Source organism: Pseudomonas sp. Leaf127 (assembly GCF_001423155.1).
Taxonomy (GTDB): Bacteria; Pseudomonadota; Gammaproteobacteria; order Pseudomonadales; family Pseudomonadaceae; genus Aquipseudomonas; species Aquipseudomonas ovata.
Window position 1 is genome coordinate 618,268 of sequence record NZ_LMOA01000023.1, and the last position, 15,458, is coordinate 633,725.

General features: G+C 67.1%; 14 protein-coding genes and 1 pseudogene. All 15 read right to left on the bottom strand.

Annotated elements, in window-relative coordinates; genetic code table 11:
- Positions 1-15: 15 nt before the first annotated feature.
- The 15 genes and pseudogenes from ASF84_RS23865 to ASF84_RS23935 all read right to left on the bottom strand — a co-directional run bounded on the left by ASF84_RS23865 (position 16) and on the right by ASF84_RS23935 (position 15,446).
- On the bottom strand, positions 16-1,242 hold the full coding sequence (locus ASF84_RS23865; protein WP_056841338.1) for a beta-ketoacyl-ACP synthase: 1,227 nt from the start codon (positions 1,240-1,242) through the stop codon (positions 16-18).
- Positions 1,242-1,970, bottom strand: a complete 729-nt coding sequence (gene fabG / locus ASF84_RS23870; protein WP_056841339.1) for a 3-oxoacyl-ACP reductase FabG — start codon at positions 1,968-1,970, stop codon at positions 1,242-1,244. The genes ASF84_RS23865 and fabG overlap by 1 nt, the downstream gene beginning before the upstream one ends.
- On the bottom strand, positions 1,963-2,421 hold the full coding sequence (locus tag ASF84_RS23875; RefSeq protein ID WP_056841340.1) for an ApeP family dehydratase: 459 nt from the start codon (positions 2,419-2,421) through the stop codon (positions 1,963-1,965). The genes fabG and ASF84_RS23875 overlap by 8 nt, the downstream gene beginning before the upstream one ends.
- Positions 2,418-3,611 carry a beta-ketoacyl-[acyl-carrier-protein] synthase family protein gene (locus ASF84_RS23880; protein ID WP_056841341.1) on the bottom strand — a complete coding sequence of 398 codons (1,194 nt, stop codon included), beginning with the start codon at positions 3,609-3,611 and terminating at the stop codon, positions 2,418-2,420. The genes ASF84_RS23875 and ASF84_RS23880 overlap by 4 nt, the downstream gene beginning before the upstream one ends.
- On the bottom strand, positions 3,608-4,090 hold the full coding sequence (locus ASF84_RS23885; RefSeq protein ID WP_056841342.1) for a hypothetical protein: 483 nt from the start codon (positions 4,088-4,090) through the stop codon (positions 3,608-3,610). The genes ASF84_RS23880 and ASF84_RS23885 overlap by 4 nt, the downstream gene beginning before the upstream one ends.
- A complete protein-coding gene (locus ASF84_RS23890) occupies positions 4,087-4,821 on the bottom strand; it encodes a class I SAM-dependent methyltransferase (RefSeq protein ID WP_056841343.1) in 735 nt (244 codons plus the stop codon). Before ASF84_RS23890 ends, ASF84_RS23885 begins: the two co-directional genes overlap by 4 nt.
- Complete coding sequence (locus tag ASF84_RS23895) at positions 4,818-6,065, bottom strand: NAD(P)/FAD-dependent oxidoreductase (protein ID WP_056841344.1); 1,248 nt, start codon at positions 6,063-6,065, stop codon at positions 4,818-4,820. Before ASF84_RS23895 ends, ASF84_RS23890 begins: the two co-directional genes overlap by 4 nt.
- Positions 6,052-7,224, bottom strand: coding sequence for a hypothetical protein (locus tag ASF84_RS23900; RefSeq protein WP_056841345.1), 1,173 nt, complete (start codon positions 7,222-7,224; stop codon positions 6,052-6,054). The genes ASF84_RS23895 and ASF84_RS23900 overlap by 14 nt, the downstream gene beginning before the upstream one ends.
- Complete coding sequence (locus ASF84_RS23905; RefSeq protein ID WP_056841346.1) at positions 7,221-9,548, bottom strand: MMPL family transporter; 2,328 nt, start codon at positions 9,546-9,548, stop codon at positions 7,221-7,223. Before ASF84_RS23905 ends, ASF84_RS23900 begins: the two co-directional genes overlap by 4 nt.
- On the bottom strand, positions 9,532-10,125 hold the full coding sequence (locus ASF84_RS23910) for an outer membrane lipoprotein carrier protein LolA (RefSeq protein WP_122703042.1): 594 nt from the start codon (positions 10,123-10,125) through the stop codon (positions 9,532-9,534). Before ASF84_RS23910 ends, ASF84_RS23905 begins: the two co-directional genes overlap by 17 nt.
- A gap of 8 nt (positions 10,126-10,133) precedes the next feature.
- The gene (locus ASF84_RS23915; RefSeq protein WP_056841348.1) at positions 10,134-10,559 is read right to left on the bottom strand and encodes an acyl-CoA thioesterase; all 426 of its coding nucleotides are present in this window, start codon (positions 10,557-10,559) and stop codon (positions 10,134-10,136) included.
- The gene (locus ASF84_RS23920; protein ID WP_056841349.1) at positions 10,549-12,096 is read right to left on the bottom strand and encodes an HAL/PAL/TAL family ammonia-lyase; all 1,548 of its coding nucleotides are present in this window, start codon (positions 12,094-12,096) and stop codon (positions 10,549-10,551) included. Before ASF84_RS23920 ends, ASF84_RS23915 begins: the two co-directional genes overlap by 11 nt.
- A pseudogene (locus ASF84_RS23925) lies at positions 12,080-13,022 on the bottom strand (LpxL/LpxP family acyltransferase); the annotation flags it as partial. The pseudogene ASF84_RS23925 and the gene ASF84_RS23920, both read right to left, overlap by 17 nt.
- Complete coding sequence (locus ASF84_RS23930; RefSeq protein ID WP_056841351.1) at positions 13,019-13,771, bottom strand: glycosyltransferase family 2 protein; 753 nt, start codon at positions 13,769-13,771, stop codon at positions 13,019-13,021. The pseudogene ASF84_RS23925 and the gene ASF84_RS23930, both read right to left, overlap by 4 nt.
- Positions 13,764-15,446: an acyl-CoA synthetase family protein gene (locus tag ASF84_RS23935; RefSeq protein WP_056841352.1), complete on the bottom strand. Its 1,683-nt coding sequence runs from the start codon at positions 15,444-15,446 to the stop codon at positions 13,764-13,766. The genes ASF84_RS23930 and ASF84_RS23935 overlap by 8 nt, the downstream gene beginning before the upstream one ends.
- Positions 15,447-15,458 lie beyond the last annotated feature (12 nt).

Sequence of the window (15,458 nt, forward strand, 5' to 3'; positions counted from 1 at the left end):
CCTTGAAAATGGGCTTCAGGCCCAGCGACGGAAAATCAACGACGTGTTGACCCCGCCAAAAGCGAAATTGTTGTTCATCACGTATTCGTGGCTCATGACCCGTGGCGCGCCGCTCAGGTAATCCAGCGCACCGCACTGCGGGTCGACCGTCTGCAGGTTCAGCGTGTGAATGTAGCGGTCGCGGTTGAGCATTTCGATGCTGAACCACGACTCAAGTGCCCCACAGGCCCCCAATGTATGGCCCAGAAAGCTTTTCTGTGAACTGATCGGCATGCGCGGGCCGAACAGTTCGCTGGTTGCCAGGGTCTCGGCGATGTCGCCCTGTTCGGTGGCGGTGCCGTGGCCGTTGACGTAGCCGATCGCCTCGGGCGGCAGGCCGGCATCCTGCAGGGCCAGCTCCATGGCGCGGCGCATGGTCACCTGCTCGGGACGGGTGCTGTGGGCGCCGTCGGCGTTGCTGCCAAAGCCGACGATCTCGGCATGGATGTGTGCGCCACGGGCCAGGGCGTGTTCGAGTTCTTCAAGCACCAGCATGCCGGCGCCTTCGCCGATCACAAGGCCATCGCGGCCGGCGTCGTAGGGGCTGGGGCTGGTGTGCGGTGCGTCGTTTTTCAGGCTGGTGGCATACAGCGCGTCAAAGACCATGGCCTCGGTCGGGCACAACTCTTCGGCGCCGCCGGCCAGCATCAGGGGCAGGCGACCGAACTTGATCGACTCGTAGGCATAGCCGATGCCCTGGCTGCCGCTGGTGCAGGCGCTGGACGTCGGGATCAGGCGCCCGGTCAGGCCGAAGAAAATGCTGATATTGGCCGCGGTGGTGTGCGGCATCATGCGCACATACGAATTGGCATTGAGGCCCTCGGCCACCGAGTTGAGCAGCATGTTGCCGAACGCCTTGATGTCCTCGGTACTGCCGGTGGACGAGCCGCAGGCGGTGCCCATGCGCCCGTCGCGGATGATCGGGTCACCCAGCAGCCCGGCATCGCGCAGGGCCTGCTCGGAAGCCGCCACGGCCATGCGTGACACCCGGCCCATGCTGCGCAACTGCTTGCGCGTCCAGTGCCCGGGCACGGCGAAATCATCCACGGGGCCGGCCAGGCGGGTGTTGAGTTCGCCGAAGCGGTCCCATTCGCTCATGTAGCGGATGCCACTGCGGCTGGCGCTGAAACTGGCCTCGATGCTGGTCCAGTCGCTGCCCAGGGAGGTGATACCGGCCATGCCGGTGACGACCACGCGTTTCATCAGCACAACCCCCCATTGACGGCCAGGACCTGGCGGGTGATGTAGGCGGCTTCGGCCGACATCAGGAAATTCACCGCGCCGGCGACTTCTTCCGGGGTGCCCATGCGCTGTGCCGGGATCATCTTCATCAGTTCTTCCACCGGCACGTTCTCGTCGAGCATCGCCGTGTCGATCAATCCCGGGGCCACGCAGTTGACCGTGATCCTGCGCTTGGCCAGCTCGATGGCCAGGGCCTTGGCCGCGCCGATCAGGCCGGCCTTGGAGGCGCTGTAGTTGACCTGACCACGGTTGCCGATCAGCCCCGACACCGAAGTGATGCAGACAATGCGCCCGGCTGCGCGGCGGCGGATCATCGGCATGGTCAGCGGATGCAGCACGTTATAGAAACCGTCCAGGTTGGTGCGCAGTACCGTGTCCCAGTCGTCTTCGCTGAGCGCCGGAAAGGCGCCGTCGCGGGTCAGCCCGGCATTGAGCACCACACCGTAATAGGCGCCGTGGGCCTCGACGTCCTGTTCCAGCGCCGTGCGACACGCTTCTCGATCAGACACATCGAATTGCAGCACCCGGGCCTGGCGGCCCAGGGCGAGTATTTCGGCCTGCACGGCGTCGGCGTCCTGCCGGCCGCTGCGGCAGTGCAGGACCAGGTCAAAGCCGGCCTGCGCCAGGCGCAGGGCGATGGCCCGGCCGATGCCACGGCTGGAGCCGGTGACCAGGATCGATTCAGTCATGTGCGGCGTCCTCATTCAGATAATCGGCGGCGTTGGGCGGGCAATACACGCTCAGGCGGGCAAAGGCCTCAAGGTCCGGGCCGCTGAGGCGGCACTCGAACACCCCCATGCCGTTGTCGTCCTGCAAGGTGCGCAGGGCGTGGAGTGTCAGTTCACTGCCGGCCGGAAAGTGATCGACCGTGCATTCGTATTTGCGCGTACCGAGCAGAAAGCCCAGTTGCACCGGTTCGCCGCGCTGGCGCGCCTGGCAGCCGGCAAAGGCGGCCACGCTCTGGGCCATCAGCTCGATGCCGACCCAAGCCGGCAGGTGGCCGTCGGCGGTATTGAGCAGGCCATCGGCGCGCACGGTCACGCGGGTCTGGATACTGTCGTCATCGAAGGCCAGCACCTGATCGATCAGGATCATGTCGGCCGCGTGGGGCAGGAGTTCGGCAACCGGCCAGGCGATCATGCGGCGTCTCCGATAATCAGGCTGATGTTATTGCCACCGAAGGCAAACGAGTTGCTCATCAGGCGGCGCGGGGTGGCAACGGGCAGGCGGGCCTGCGGCCCGGCCCAGTGCAGGGCGGGCAGCTGCGGGTCGGCCTGACCGTCCCAGATATGCGGCGGCAAAGCGCCGTCCGGGTTGTCGGCGCTCAGGCTCAGCCAGCAGAAGGCCGCCTCCAGTGCCCCGGCGGCGCCCAAGGTGTGGCCGCTCAACGGCTTGGTGGATGAGCAGGGCACACCGTGCGGGAACAACGCCTGCACCGCCAGGCTTTCCATGGCGTCGTTGTGCTGGGTGGCGGTGCCGTGCAGGTTCAGGTAATCGATCTGGCCAGCGTTGAGGCCGGCGCTGTCCAGGGCCCGTTGCATGGCTTCGCGGGCGCCACGGCCGCTGGGTTCGGGGGCGGAAATATGGTGCGCATCGCTGCTGGCGCCGGCGCCCAGCAAGGCAATCGAGTGGCTGGCGCTCGGCTCGCGGGTCATCAGGAACACCACGGCGGCTTCACCGATATTGATGCCGTCGCGGTTGACCGAGAACGGGTTGCAACGCTGCCCGGAGACCGCCTCAAGGGCATTGAAGCCATTGAGCGTCAGCTTGCACAGGCTGTCGACGCCGCCGCACAGCACCGCATCGCACAGGCCCAGGTCCAGGGCGCGGCGGGCGCTGAGCAAGGCCCGGGCGCTGGAGGTGCAGGCCGTGGAGATCACGTAGGCGGGGCCACTGAGGTCCAGCCATTGCGCCAGGAAGCTGGCCGGTGCGCCGAGTTCCTGCTGGCGGTAGTCGTAATGCGCCGGGAAGCTCTGGTCACGCAGCCAGGTGCCCATGCTGCGGCTGGCTTCGTCGATGCCCGAGGTGCTGGTGCCCAGAATGACGCCGACACGCCCGGCGCCGTAGCGCGTGATGGCGGTGCGAACCGGCGCTTCGATCTGCAAGGCCGCGGCCAGCAACAGCTGGTTATTGCGGCTTTGCGCGCCCAGCGCTTCAGGCATCGGCGGCAGGTCACAATGGATGGCGCCGACCGGCAACGGCTGCCCGGTGACCCAGTCACCTTGCACCTGCATGCCGCTACAGTCGCCGGCAAACAGCTTGCGCGCCACCTCGGCGCAGTCATTGCCCAGCGCGCAGACCAGGCCCAGGTCATTGAGGTAGGCGGTCATGGCGTGTTTCCGTCGTTCAAGGGGGTGATGTGATAGCGCAGGCCCTGGGCCAGGCTCAGGGTAAACACCCGTGGCGAGCGGTAATCGACGACCCAGCGCCCGTCCAGGCGTCGCTGCATGCCCTGGCGGCTGGCGGCCGGGTAGCGGGCGGCCAGTTCGCGGTCGGGGGTCAGGGCGAACAACAGCGCCGCGAACAGCTCACGGGCCTCGGCATTGGGCGGCAACAGCCCGTCGGCTTGCCACTGGCCATCGACCAGGCGCTGACGGGCCTGCGGGATACCCAGCGGGTCCATCATCGACCAGCGCAGTGCGGTGCCTTCCTGCTGCACGATCAACAGCCAGTCCTGCTGCTCGGCGGCCAGCTCGCGCTGCACATGCCATTGCTGCGGCAGCGCCAGGGTCGGCAGGCCTTCGGGCAACGGCGCCTGGCGGGCGCAACCGGCCAGCAGCAACAGGCTCAGCCATACAAGGCGCATCATGCGGCGCCTCGCGTCAGCGGTTTGCGCGCCACCACGTTGACCAGGGTTTCTTCACGCTGGCCAAAGGGCTTGGGCTTGCGCAGTTTCAGGCGCTCCAGCAGGCCGAAGTCCTGGCTGCGGCTCCACCACAGGTACGGGTAGGAGACGTTGGCCGGTCCGAACTGCAAGCCCTGGGTGCGCAGCATATCCAGGTACTGCGCCGCGCTTTTCTGCACATGCATGGGATGGCGGAACAGCCAGCGGATCACCCAGGTGTCGATATAGGCCTCGGTGGACTCGGCAAACAGCAAATAACCACCGGGCTTGAGCACCCGGTAGAACTCGGCCAGGGCCTGTTCCTGCTCCACCAGATGGTGAAAGGTCTGGTGGCAGAACAGCAAGTCGACGCTGGCATCGGGGAGGTTCAGGGACGCGCAGTCGCTGCCGATCAACTCCACCTGCAAGCCCAGGCGCTCGGCCTCTTCACGGCTCTGCGTCAGGCTGTGCGGGTCGGCATCGACGCCGATGATCCGGGCCGGCTTGAACACCTCATTCAGGTAACGAAACGATTTACCCTGGCCGCAGCCGGCATCGAGCAATACCGCGTTGGCCGGCAGGGGCTCACTGAACAGCCCGCGCAAATCATGAATGGCCACGCGCAGCACCCGGTACTGCCAGGTGTGGCTGCGCAGGAACCACAGGCCGAAGCGGGTTTCCTCGACGTAGCTGTCGCTCAGGAACGGCCCGTTCATGCCACCGGGCTCGCGCAGATTTCAGCCAGCATGCGCAGGCGGCGCTTGGGCTCGTTGACGAACGGGTTGCGCACATCCCAGGCGTAGCCGGCCAGGATCGAGCAGATCATGGCGCGAATGTCCGGTTGCGCGTCCTTGTAGAAGATCACGTCCTGGAAGCTGCTGTCGTACCAGCCTTCGACATAGGCGCGGAAGGTGTCGACGCCACGCTTGAGCGGCACGGCAAAATCAGCCTCCCAGTCCACGGTCTCGCCGCGCAACTGCCGGTCGAGCAGGCCGGCGGCCATGCTTGCCGAGCGCATGGCGATGGTCACGCCCGAGGAAAACACCGGGTCCAGGAACTCGGCGGCATTGCCCAGCAGCGCAAAGCCCGGGCCGTGCAGGGATTTGACGTTGGCCGCGTAGCCGCCGATGGTGCGCGCCGGGGTGTCCCACACGGCGTGTTGCAGCACCTTGGCCAGGCTCGGGGTCTCGGCGACGAAGGCTTGCAGGCAGGCGTCCAGATCCTCGGGCTTGCCTTCGAAACGCGCGGCGCTGGCGACCACGCCGATCGAGCAACGGCCGTTGCTGAACGGGATCGACCAGAACCACACGTCGCGGTACTCGGGATGAATCGTGACCAGAATCTTGTTGCGATCAAACGGCGGGCTCTGGATGTGATCTTCGATGTGGGTGAACACCGCCTGGCGCAGCGGGAAGTCCGACGGTGCCTCAAGGTCCAGCAGGCGCGGCAGCACCCGGCCATAACCGCTGGCATCGAGCACGAAGCCGGCCTGCACCTGATACTCGCTGCCGTCTTCGCGGCGCACGACCAGGTGCGGTTGTACGGCGTCGAAGTCGACGCTGACGATCTCATGCCGGTAGCGGATCTCGACGCCCTGCAAGGCGGCCTGGTCGGCCAGCAACTGGTCGAAGCTGGCGCGCTGCACCTGGAAGGTGGTGGGCTTGCCCTGGGTGAAGGTGTCGCCGAAATCGAAGTCGCTGTACTGCTCGCCGAAGGCAAAGGCGGCGCCGTTCTTCAACTGAAAGCCCGCCGCCTGCACCGCCTCGAGCATGCCGGCTTCCTCGACGAAGTCCAGGCAGTGGGCCAGCAGGCTTTCGCCGATGGAAAAGCGCGGGAAGGCCTGGCGCTCAAGCACCAGCACGTCATGGCCGCGGCGCTTGAGCAGGGCGGCGGCAATCGCGCCGGCAGGGCCGGCGCCGATGACCACGACCGCGCGATGTTCCTTATCAGTGATTGGCACAGGAGTTCCTTACCGGTTGTTCGGTAGCAGTGACGAATGAAAGAGGCTTGCGACCCAGCCCGACCAGGGCCGGCATCAGGGTCGCCAGCAGGCTCATCAGCATCAGCGCCAGGTACAGCGCGCTGCCGATCAGTTGCTGTTGCAGCAGCAGGTTGAGAAACACGATCTCGCTCAGCCCGCGAATATTGAGCAGCACGCTTTCGCGCCAGCGGCTGGCACCGGGAAACGACGGCGGCGCCCAGCACAGGCCCAGCCAGTTGCCCAGCAGCTTGGCGCCGATCGGCACGGCGATCAGCGCCGCCACCTGCCAGGCGCTCAGCTCGCCCAGGGCGGTGTGCAGGTTGATCTGCACCAGGCCGAAGGTCAGCAGCAGCGGCACGGCCAGGTGATTCTGCAGCGCGCTCAGCACCTGTGGCTTGATCGGCAGCACCCAGGCCTGCTTGAGCCGCGCCATGCACAGCAGATAGCCGATGCCGAAGATCAGCGCATTGAGCCGGTAATGCTCGGCCACCACCAGCAAGGCAAAGAAACCCAGGCTGTAGACCAGCGGCTGGCGGATGCCCAGCCCCCGCAGCAGCAAAGGGACGCAGGCCATCAGCAGCGGCCACAACAGGCTGCTGAGGTGCAGGCTGCCCTGGGCCAGGGCGAACAGGCTCCAGCAGGTCAGGTCGATGAGAATCGCCGCCTGCACCAGCCGGTGCGTGGCCGCCAGCGGGTAGCCGATGTGCTTGAGGTACAGGTACAGCACCGGAATGGCGGTGATCGCAAACACCAGCCCCACGGCCAGGTCGCTGAGCCAGGACTGCGCCGGCAGCAGCCAAACGGCGCAGGCCAGGCCTGCGGCAAAGGGCACCAGAAAGCTGGGCACGGCAATCTTCAGGCTCTGGCGGTCCAGGCGCACCTCGATCACATCGCTGAGGATATGCCCCAGCACCAGCGCGAAGGCCAGGCTGTACAGGGTCTTGAGCCAGACCGGTGCGATCAGTTGCGCGCCACTGAGCTGCCAGTGCGGCTCGATCCACAGCAGCATCAACAGCGGCACGCCGAGGGTGGCCAGCAGCAACTGGCTGACGATGGGAATCAGCCCCACGCGGTGGCCAAGCCAGGTGGCGGCGGCAAAGGCCGGCAGGGCCATGAGCCAGAACAGCACGATCATCATGGATGCTTCTCCACGGCCTGGCGTGCGCTGGCCCACGGTGCCAGCACAAAGCTGAACACCAGCCCCAGGCTCACCGACAGACCGAAATTGCTGATGGCCGGGGTCTGCGACAGCGCCAGCAGGCCGAACGACAGCCAAGTGGTGATGGCCGCCAGCAAGGTGCCGAGCAGACTGACCGCCGCCCCGCCGACCTGCTCGCGCATCAGTATGGCGTAGTCGACGCTGATGGCGGTCACCAGCAACAGGCCGAACAGGCTGAACAGGGTCAGTGGCTGGCCCAGCCAGCCCAGGCTGGCCAGGCTGCACAGCGCGGCGAGCAACGGCAGGGTGACGATGCGCAGTGCACCGCCCAGGCCGAAGGGCGCGATCAGCAGCACCACGATCAGCCCGCACGACAGCAGCTTGAGTTCGGCGGCGCTGATTTGCGTCTGGGCGAACACGCCATTGAGCGCGCCCAGCCGGTCGACCAGGTTCACACCCGGCAGGCCCTCGGCCTGGGCGTGCAGCATGGCGGGGTTGCCCAGCCCTTGCAGGCTGACGATGGCGGCCACACCGTCATCGGTATGCCCCAGCCACAAGGTGCGCCAGGGTTCGCTGACCGGTCCTGCCAGGGCCTGATCGATGGTCTGCTCGGGCAGCGCCTGCAACTGGCGCAGTTCGTTGTGCAAGGCGTCGGCCGTGACGCCCAGCGCCAGCAGCGGTTGCCAGTACTCAGGCAGGCGGCCCAGTGCGGTGCGCAGCGCTTGTTGATCTGCCGGGGCCGCCAGCAATTGATTGAGGGCCATGTAACCGCGCAGCGAATGCTCGCTGACCAGCCCGTCGAGGCGTTGGGTCAGGGCGTCCTGGCGCGCCAGCAGTTGCTGTTCATCGGCTGCGCGCACCAGAAAGAACTGGCTGGTCGGCTGGAAGCCGGTGATGCGGGCAATGGCCTGGGCTTCATCGGTCAGGGCCTGGGGGGCCGAGACCCACTGGCGAATGTCGTTGTGGGTGGTCAACTGCCACAGGCCAGTGGCGCAGAACACCAGCAGCAGGGCCAGCAACAGCGGCGTACCGGTCCTGGCCAGCAGCGCTTCGCGCCCGTCCAGCAGGCGTTGGGCCAATTGCAGCGGCCACTGCGCCGGGCGCAGTTCGACCCTGGCGAGCAGCGCCGGCAACAGGCACACCGCCGCCAGCCACGCACCGAACAGCCCGGCGGCGGAGAACACCGCGATCTGGGTCAGGGCCGGGAACGGCGTCCAGGCCAGGGCCAGGTAGCCGATGCAACTGGTGATCAGGCTCAGGGTCAGGCCCGGCAGGGTCAGGCGCAAGGCCGGCCAACTGCGCCAGGGGTTCAGCGTCCAGCTTTTGGATAAATAATGCAGCGGGTAATCCACCGCCACGCCGATCAGGCTCGACCCCAGCACCAGCGTCATCACATGCATCTTGCCAAACAGCGCCACACAGGCCACTGCACCAAACAGCATGCCCACCAGCACCGGCACAAAGGCCAGCAGCACCCGCCAGCGGCGGAAGGCCAGCAGCAACAGCAGCAAAATGCCCAGCGTGGCACCGCCGCCGACCCAGGTGATTTCCTGGCTGGCCTGGTGCTGGCCGGCGGCGGCGTACAGCAGGCCGCTGGCGGCCAGCAGCCGGCCGCCGTCCTGGGCCGCTTGCGTGCGCGCCTCGGCCAGCAGGGCGGCGACCTGGGTCGGCAGCTGCATGTCGAAGGCATCGTTGCCGGTCTGCACGCGCAGCAGCACCCAGTACAGTCCATCGGCCTGGGCCACCAGCGCGCCGCTGGCCAGGTCCGGTTCCACCGCGCCGCCACGGGGCAGTGCGTTCTGGATGCGCCCGGTCAGGCCCAGCCAGTCGTCCTGGCCGGGCACCAGGCTGAAGCCGGTAAAAGGGTCGAACAGGTTCTGCACGCGCTGCTCGATAAACGCCTGGGGCTGTTCGATCAACTGCTGGCGGTCGGCCGCCGGCAGCATCGCCAGCCGGCCTTGCAGCAGTTGCGTACGCAAGGCCGGCAGGTCGGCCTGCAGGTTCCATTGCACCTTGGCGAACAACCCGCTGGCCTGCCATTGCCCGGCCAGGCGCTGGGTCAGGGCAATCGCCTGCTGGCGCTCGGCATGGCCGACCAGCACCAGCATTTCGCGGTTCAGCGGCGCCTGCATGCGCTGTTCGGCGCGCAGCTCCAGCGGGTCAGGACGGCTGCCGGGCACCAGTTCCATGAGGTTGGCCGACAGCGGCGGGCCGTCACGCCATTGCCAGCCGGCCAGCGCCACCACGGCGAGCAGGATCAGCAGGAACAGGCGCGGCAGGCGGCGCTCAGGATTTGAAATCATTGCGCCGCGCATCGCTGAGCGCAGGTGCGCTGTGGCTGTCGATCAGGTTCAGCACGGTGCGGTCGCCCTGGGTTTCCAGCAGCTCGATGCGGTGCACCAGCTCGCCGCCGTCGATATTGATCTGGCGAAACACCTGTTGCAGCAGCAGCGAACGCGGGATCAGGGTCAGCTTCCAGGCTTGAGCGTCGCCGCTCAGTTGCAGCTCGAAATCGCGTTGCAACCCGCTGCTGTCGCCTTGCAGCACGGCCAGGAACAGACGGTTCTGCTCGGCACCGGCACTCTTGCCCGGCAGCAACTGCCAGGTCTGCCCTTGACGGCGGGCAATGCCGGCCTGGTCGATGCGGTAGTCCTGCTTGAGCGGCGTTTCCAGCAGCCACAGCAGGCCGAAGTCCCGGGCCAGTACGAAGTTGCCGGTGCTGACCAGCGGCTGGGGCAGGGCGCGCAGGTGTTTCTCCTGGCTGAAACGGCCCTCGACCACGGCGGGCTTGCCCAACTGGGCGCTGAGTTGTTGCAAGTCAAAGGCGTGCGCCAGTGACGAGGCGCACAGCAAGGCCAGGCTGAATAGCAGACGCTGCATGGCTGTCCTCATGGCAAGGCCCTCTGCACGGCATCGATGAACACCTTGGGCGAGGCCAGTTGCATCTCGCGGGTGGCGACATCGACGGCCACCTGCACGGTGCTGGCGCGGGTCATGCGTTCGCCGGTCACCGCGTCGCTGATCAGGTAGTTGATCTTCAGGCGGTTTTCCCATTCCACCAGGCTGGCGCGCACCGTCAGCTTCTGGCCGAACACCGCCGCCCGCACATAGCGCAGTTGCAGGTCGATCACCGGCCAGCCGTAGCCCGACTCAAGCATCTGCATGTAGTTGTGGTCGATGTGGTCCAGCAGCGCGCAGCGCGCCACTTCGAGGTATTTGACGTAGTGGCCGTGCCAGACGATGTTCATCATGTCGACATCGAAAAACGGCACCACCACGTCGGTGTCGACGTCGATCAGTCCTTTAATGCGCATGCAGCCTCCAGTGGCGTTCGGCAATGCGTTGCAGGCACAGGCGCAGTTCGCCTTCCAGGCCGCGATCATCGATGACCGGCGGGAAATCCTCGGCCAGTTGTGTGTGCATGGCGGCCAGCGCCGGCGGCAGCGGACGCGCATCGGCTTGCCGGCTGCGCAGCCACAGGCCCTGGTTGGCGGCGATCAGGGTGGCGGCGGCGACCTGCTCGGTCAGCTCCAGCACACGGATCGCATCGCGGGCGGCGATGGTGCCCATGCTCACCTTGTCCTGGTTGTGGCATTCGGTGGAGCGCGAGAACACACTGGCCGGCATGGTGTTTTTCAGGGCTTCGGCGGTCCAGGCGCTGGCACCGATCTGCACCGCCTTGAAACCGTGGTTGATCATTGCCCGCTCGGCGCTGGCGCCGGACAGGTTGCTCGGCAGGCCGTGGTTGTAGCGCACGTCCACCAGCAGGGCGAGCTGGCGGTCGAGCAGGTCGGCGACGTTGGCCACCAGGGTCTTGAGGCTGTCCATGGCAAAGGCGATGTGCCCGCCGTAGAAGTGCCCGCCGTGCAGCACGCGCTCCTGGTCGCCGTCGATGATCGGGTTGTCGTTGGCGCTGTTCAGCTCGGTCTCGATGAACGAGCGCAGCCAGCCCAGGCTGTCGGCCAGTACGCCCAGCACATGCGGGGCACAGCGCAGCGAGTAGCGGTCCTGCAAGCGGTGCAGCGGTGCGGTCGGGGCGTCGATGGCCAGGTCCTGGCGCAGCCAGGCGGCCACCTGCATCTGGCCGGGGTGCGGCTTGGCGGCGAACAGGCGCTCGTCGAAGTGTTCCGGGTTGCCTTGCAGCGCCACCACATTCATGGCGGTGATGCGCGTGGCCAGTTGCAGCAGATAGTCGGCGCGGGCGAAGGCCAGGCAGGCAATGCCGGTCATCACTGCGGTGCCGTTCATCAGCGCCAGGGCTTCCTTGGGCCGCAGCACCAAAGGTTCCCAGCCCAGTTCGCGATGCACGTCCAGGGCCGGGCGGCGCTGGCCGCGATACAGCACTTCGCGCTCGCCGGACAGGGTCGCAGCCACATAGGACAACGGCGTCAGGTCGCCGCTGGCGCCCACCGAGCCCTCTTCGGGGATCAGCGGCAGCACGTCGTGTTCGAGGAACGCCTGCAACCGCTCCAGCAGCTCGACCCGCACCCCCGACACGCCGTGGCACAGCGACTGCAAGCGTGCCGCCAGCACCGCACGGGTGGCGCGTTCGTCGAGCAGTTTGCCCAGGCCGCAGCCGTGGAAGGTGTACAGGTGCCGTGGCAAGGCCTCGACATGCTGCAAGGGCACGGCCACCACGCACGAATCACCGTAGCCGGTGGTGACGCCGTAGATCACGCCTTCCTTGTCCAGCAGCGAGTCGAGAAACTGCGCGCCCCGGGCAATGCGGGCGCGGTAGTCAGCGTCGTCCTGCAAGGCCGCAGGCGCCTGGCGGTTGGCCACGGCCAGCACCTGCTCGATGCTCAGCGCCAAGGCGCCGAAGGTCACGGTGTCGGGAACTTGATGGGTCATCGCTGCTTCCAGAAAGGGTAGAAATTGAACCACTGCTGCGGGGCTTGCAGGCAGTAGTGCGCCAGGCGCTCGGCGTAGCGCGCCGCCCAGTGGGCGATGACCTCGGCGCGGTCGCTGCGCTTCCATTGCACCGCCTCGGTGAACGGCTCCAGGATCACCCGGTAGCCCTGGGCGTCCTTGAGGCAGAAAAACAGGTTGACCGGACACTTGAGCAACCCGGCCAGCAGCCACGGCCCTTGCGGAAAGGCCGCCGGTGCGCCGAGAAAGTCCGCCTGCACATGGCGCCCGCCATGCAAGGGCACGCGGTCGCCGGCAATTGCCAGCCACTCGCCGTCGTCCAGGCGCTGGCTCAGTTGCAGCATGATCGCCGGATCCAGCTCGCTGACCTGCACCAGGCGCAGGTTGGTGGCGCCGGCCTCGCCCAGCAGGCGATTGAAGCGCTCGGCATGCTTGGTGTGCACCAGCACGTTCATGGTGACCTTCTCGCCCAGTTCGGCCAGCGCCCGGCACACCTCAAGGTTGCCCAAGTGCGCGCCGACCAGCATCTGCCCGCGCGCGCCGCGCAACTGGGTACGCAACGACGCCGGGTCGACGATGCGGATCTGTTCGATGCGCAGCTTGCCGTTCCACACGTCGAGCTTGTCGAGCAGGGCTTCGGCAAACGCCATGAACTGACGGAACACCCGTGCGGTGGTGGGGCGCAGTTCGGGCTGGCCGCTCCAGTGCGCCAGGCGCTGCTGGTACTCGTGGATGCTGCGCCGGGCGGTGCGGCCGAAAATGAAGAAGTACAGCACGATGCCATACAGCACGGGGCTGAGCAGGCGTCGGCCGAGTACGCGCACGCCCCAGGCGGTAAGTTTCATCAGCACGAAGCTGCCGCGCTCCTGGCGGTCGGCCCAGTGCTTTTCGTCGGGCGGCAGGCTCATGCGCGGGCCTTGTGGAGCAGCGGGAGCTTGCGCCACAGCAGCACCGGCAGGCGCAACAACATGCCGAAGAACAGCTTGGTGTGCATGCCGGAGATCAGTGCGTTGTCATGGAACAGGCGAAAGTGCGACAGGCCGTCCTGCGGGTAATGCACCTTGGTCGGCAACCAGTGCATCGGCTGGCCACGCCACGACAGGCGCACCAGGATCTCGGTGTCGAAATCCATGCGCCGGCCCAGATTGACCGCCTTGATCAGCTGGAGCACCGGTGCCAGCGGGTAGACGCGAAAACCGCACATCGAGTCGCGAATGTGCAGCGACAAGGTGTTGATCCACACCCAGACATGGGTCAGGTAACGCGCATACAGCCGGCCCTTGGGCACGCTGGCATCGTATTGCGGGTAGCCGCAGATCAGCGCCTGCGGGTGCTGGCGTGACTGTTCGAGAAAGCGGCCGATGTCGCCGAGGTCGTGCTGGCCATCGGCGTCGACCTGCAACGCATGGCTGAACCCCAGGTGTGCGGCCTCATGAAAGCCGGCCATCACCGCGCCGCCCTTGCCCTGGTTGACCGGCAGGCGGATCAGGTACACGCATTCCTGGGTGGCCAGTTGTTGCAACACCTGCGCACAGGCCGGGCTGCTGGCGTCGTCGACCAGCACACAGGGCAGGCCGGCGTCGCGCAGGGCCTTGACCACATGCGGCACGGCGTGCTCGTGGTCGAACACCGGGATCACCGCACAGGGCTTATGCATGGTCGTGCTCCAGCAGGAGCCTGCCACTGGAGCAGGGCGCCTGTTCCTGGTTGTGGTAGGCAAAATACAGTTTGCCGCGCACGGCATCGAAGCGCAGGGTCAGGTTCAGGCGGTCGCCGGGGCGCACCAGTTGCTGGAACTTGAGCACTTCCATGCCGGCAAAGCGTGGCGGCAGCGCCAGCAGGCGCTGGCCCAGCTGCATGGCCCAGTCGACCTGGACCACACCGGGCAGCACCGGCACTTTCGGGAAGTGCCCGGTGAAATACGCCAGGTCCGGCGGCACTTGCAGCGCCAGGTGCAAGGTGTCGTCCAGCGTCTGTTGGCCCAGCACCTCCGGGCCCTTGCCGCGCGGTGCCGCCAGCAAGGCCTCAACGTGCGCCTGGGGCAGCTTGCCCTGGGCGTTGAGCGGCAATTGCAACAGCAGGCGCCAGCGCCGTGGCAGGGCCAGGGGCTCGCAATGGCCGCCCAGGTGCTGGCGCAGGGTCTCGGTCAGGGCGCGCCGGCCGTGGTTGCGCAAGGCATGCAGGCCGCTGTCGCTGAGCACCACCAGCGCGCCCAGCGAGGCACGGCGCTCCTGCACCACGCCCAGGCGCGCTTCGCTGACGAACGGGTGGCCGGCCAGCGCCTGTTCCAGGGCCGGCAGGGCAATTCGTTTTTCTTCCAGTTTGACAATGCGGTCCAGCCGGCCGAGCAAGGCAAAGCGGCCATCGGCCTCGAAGCGTGCGGCGTCGGCTGTCGGTTCGACATGGCCGGCCGGCAGATAGGATGAACGCACCTGCAAGGCACCGTCGCTGTCCTGCGACAATTGCACGCCCTCGAAGGCCTGCCACAGCGGCTGGCCCTGGCGCCAGGCAATGCCGCCGGTCTCGGAGCTGCCGAAAATTTCGGTCGGCCACTGGCCCAGGCGCTGCTGCAGGCTTGCGGCGGCCTCTTCAGGCAGGGTACCGCCAGAGGAAAACACCCGGCGCACCGCGCCCAGTGCCGGCCAGTCGAGGTTGTCGCCCATGCGCTTGAGCAGCGCGGGACTGGCCACCCAGGCAAAGGCGCGGTGCTCGGCGCTGGCGCGTTGCAGGTCCTCGGGGAACGGCAGTTGCCGGCGCACCCACGGCCGCCCGGCGCACAACGGCCACAGCACCCGGAACAGCAAGCCGTAGATATGCTGGGCCGCGACGCTGCCGATGATGCAGGCATCGCCCAGTCCGGCGCCCCACAGGCGTTCCAGGCCGCGCACTTCGTTGTCCAGCTGGCGCAGGCGCTTGTCGATGCGCTTGGGTTCGCCGCTGGAACCGGAGGTACACAGGCTCAGTTGGCAGGCGTCCAGGTCCAATGCCGCCGGGGCCAGGGGCGCCTGCAGCAGGTCGGCCAGGCGTGCATCGCCCGGCTGCTCGCTGAGCCACAGGTCGACCTGCGGGTTCCAGCGCTCGCGGGTCTGGTCTTGCAGGTCCGATGGCAGCAGCACGCTGACGCCGGCGCGCCAGGCCGCGAACAGCGCAATGGCCAGGTCGCCGGCATCGTCCAGGTGCACGGCCAGGCGCTGCACGCCCCGCGCTTGCAGGCCGGCGGCGGCGCTCAGGGCCTGGGCGCAGAACTGCGCATGGCTCAGCGCCGGCTGCGGGCACAGCAGGCGGTCGGGTCGAGGGTCAAGCAGCAGGTGTTCAAGATTCAACCAGTTCATGTCATTCATTTT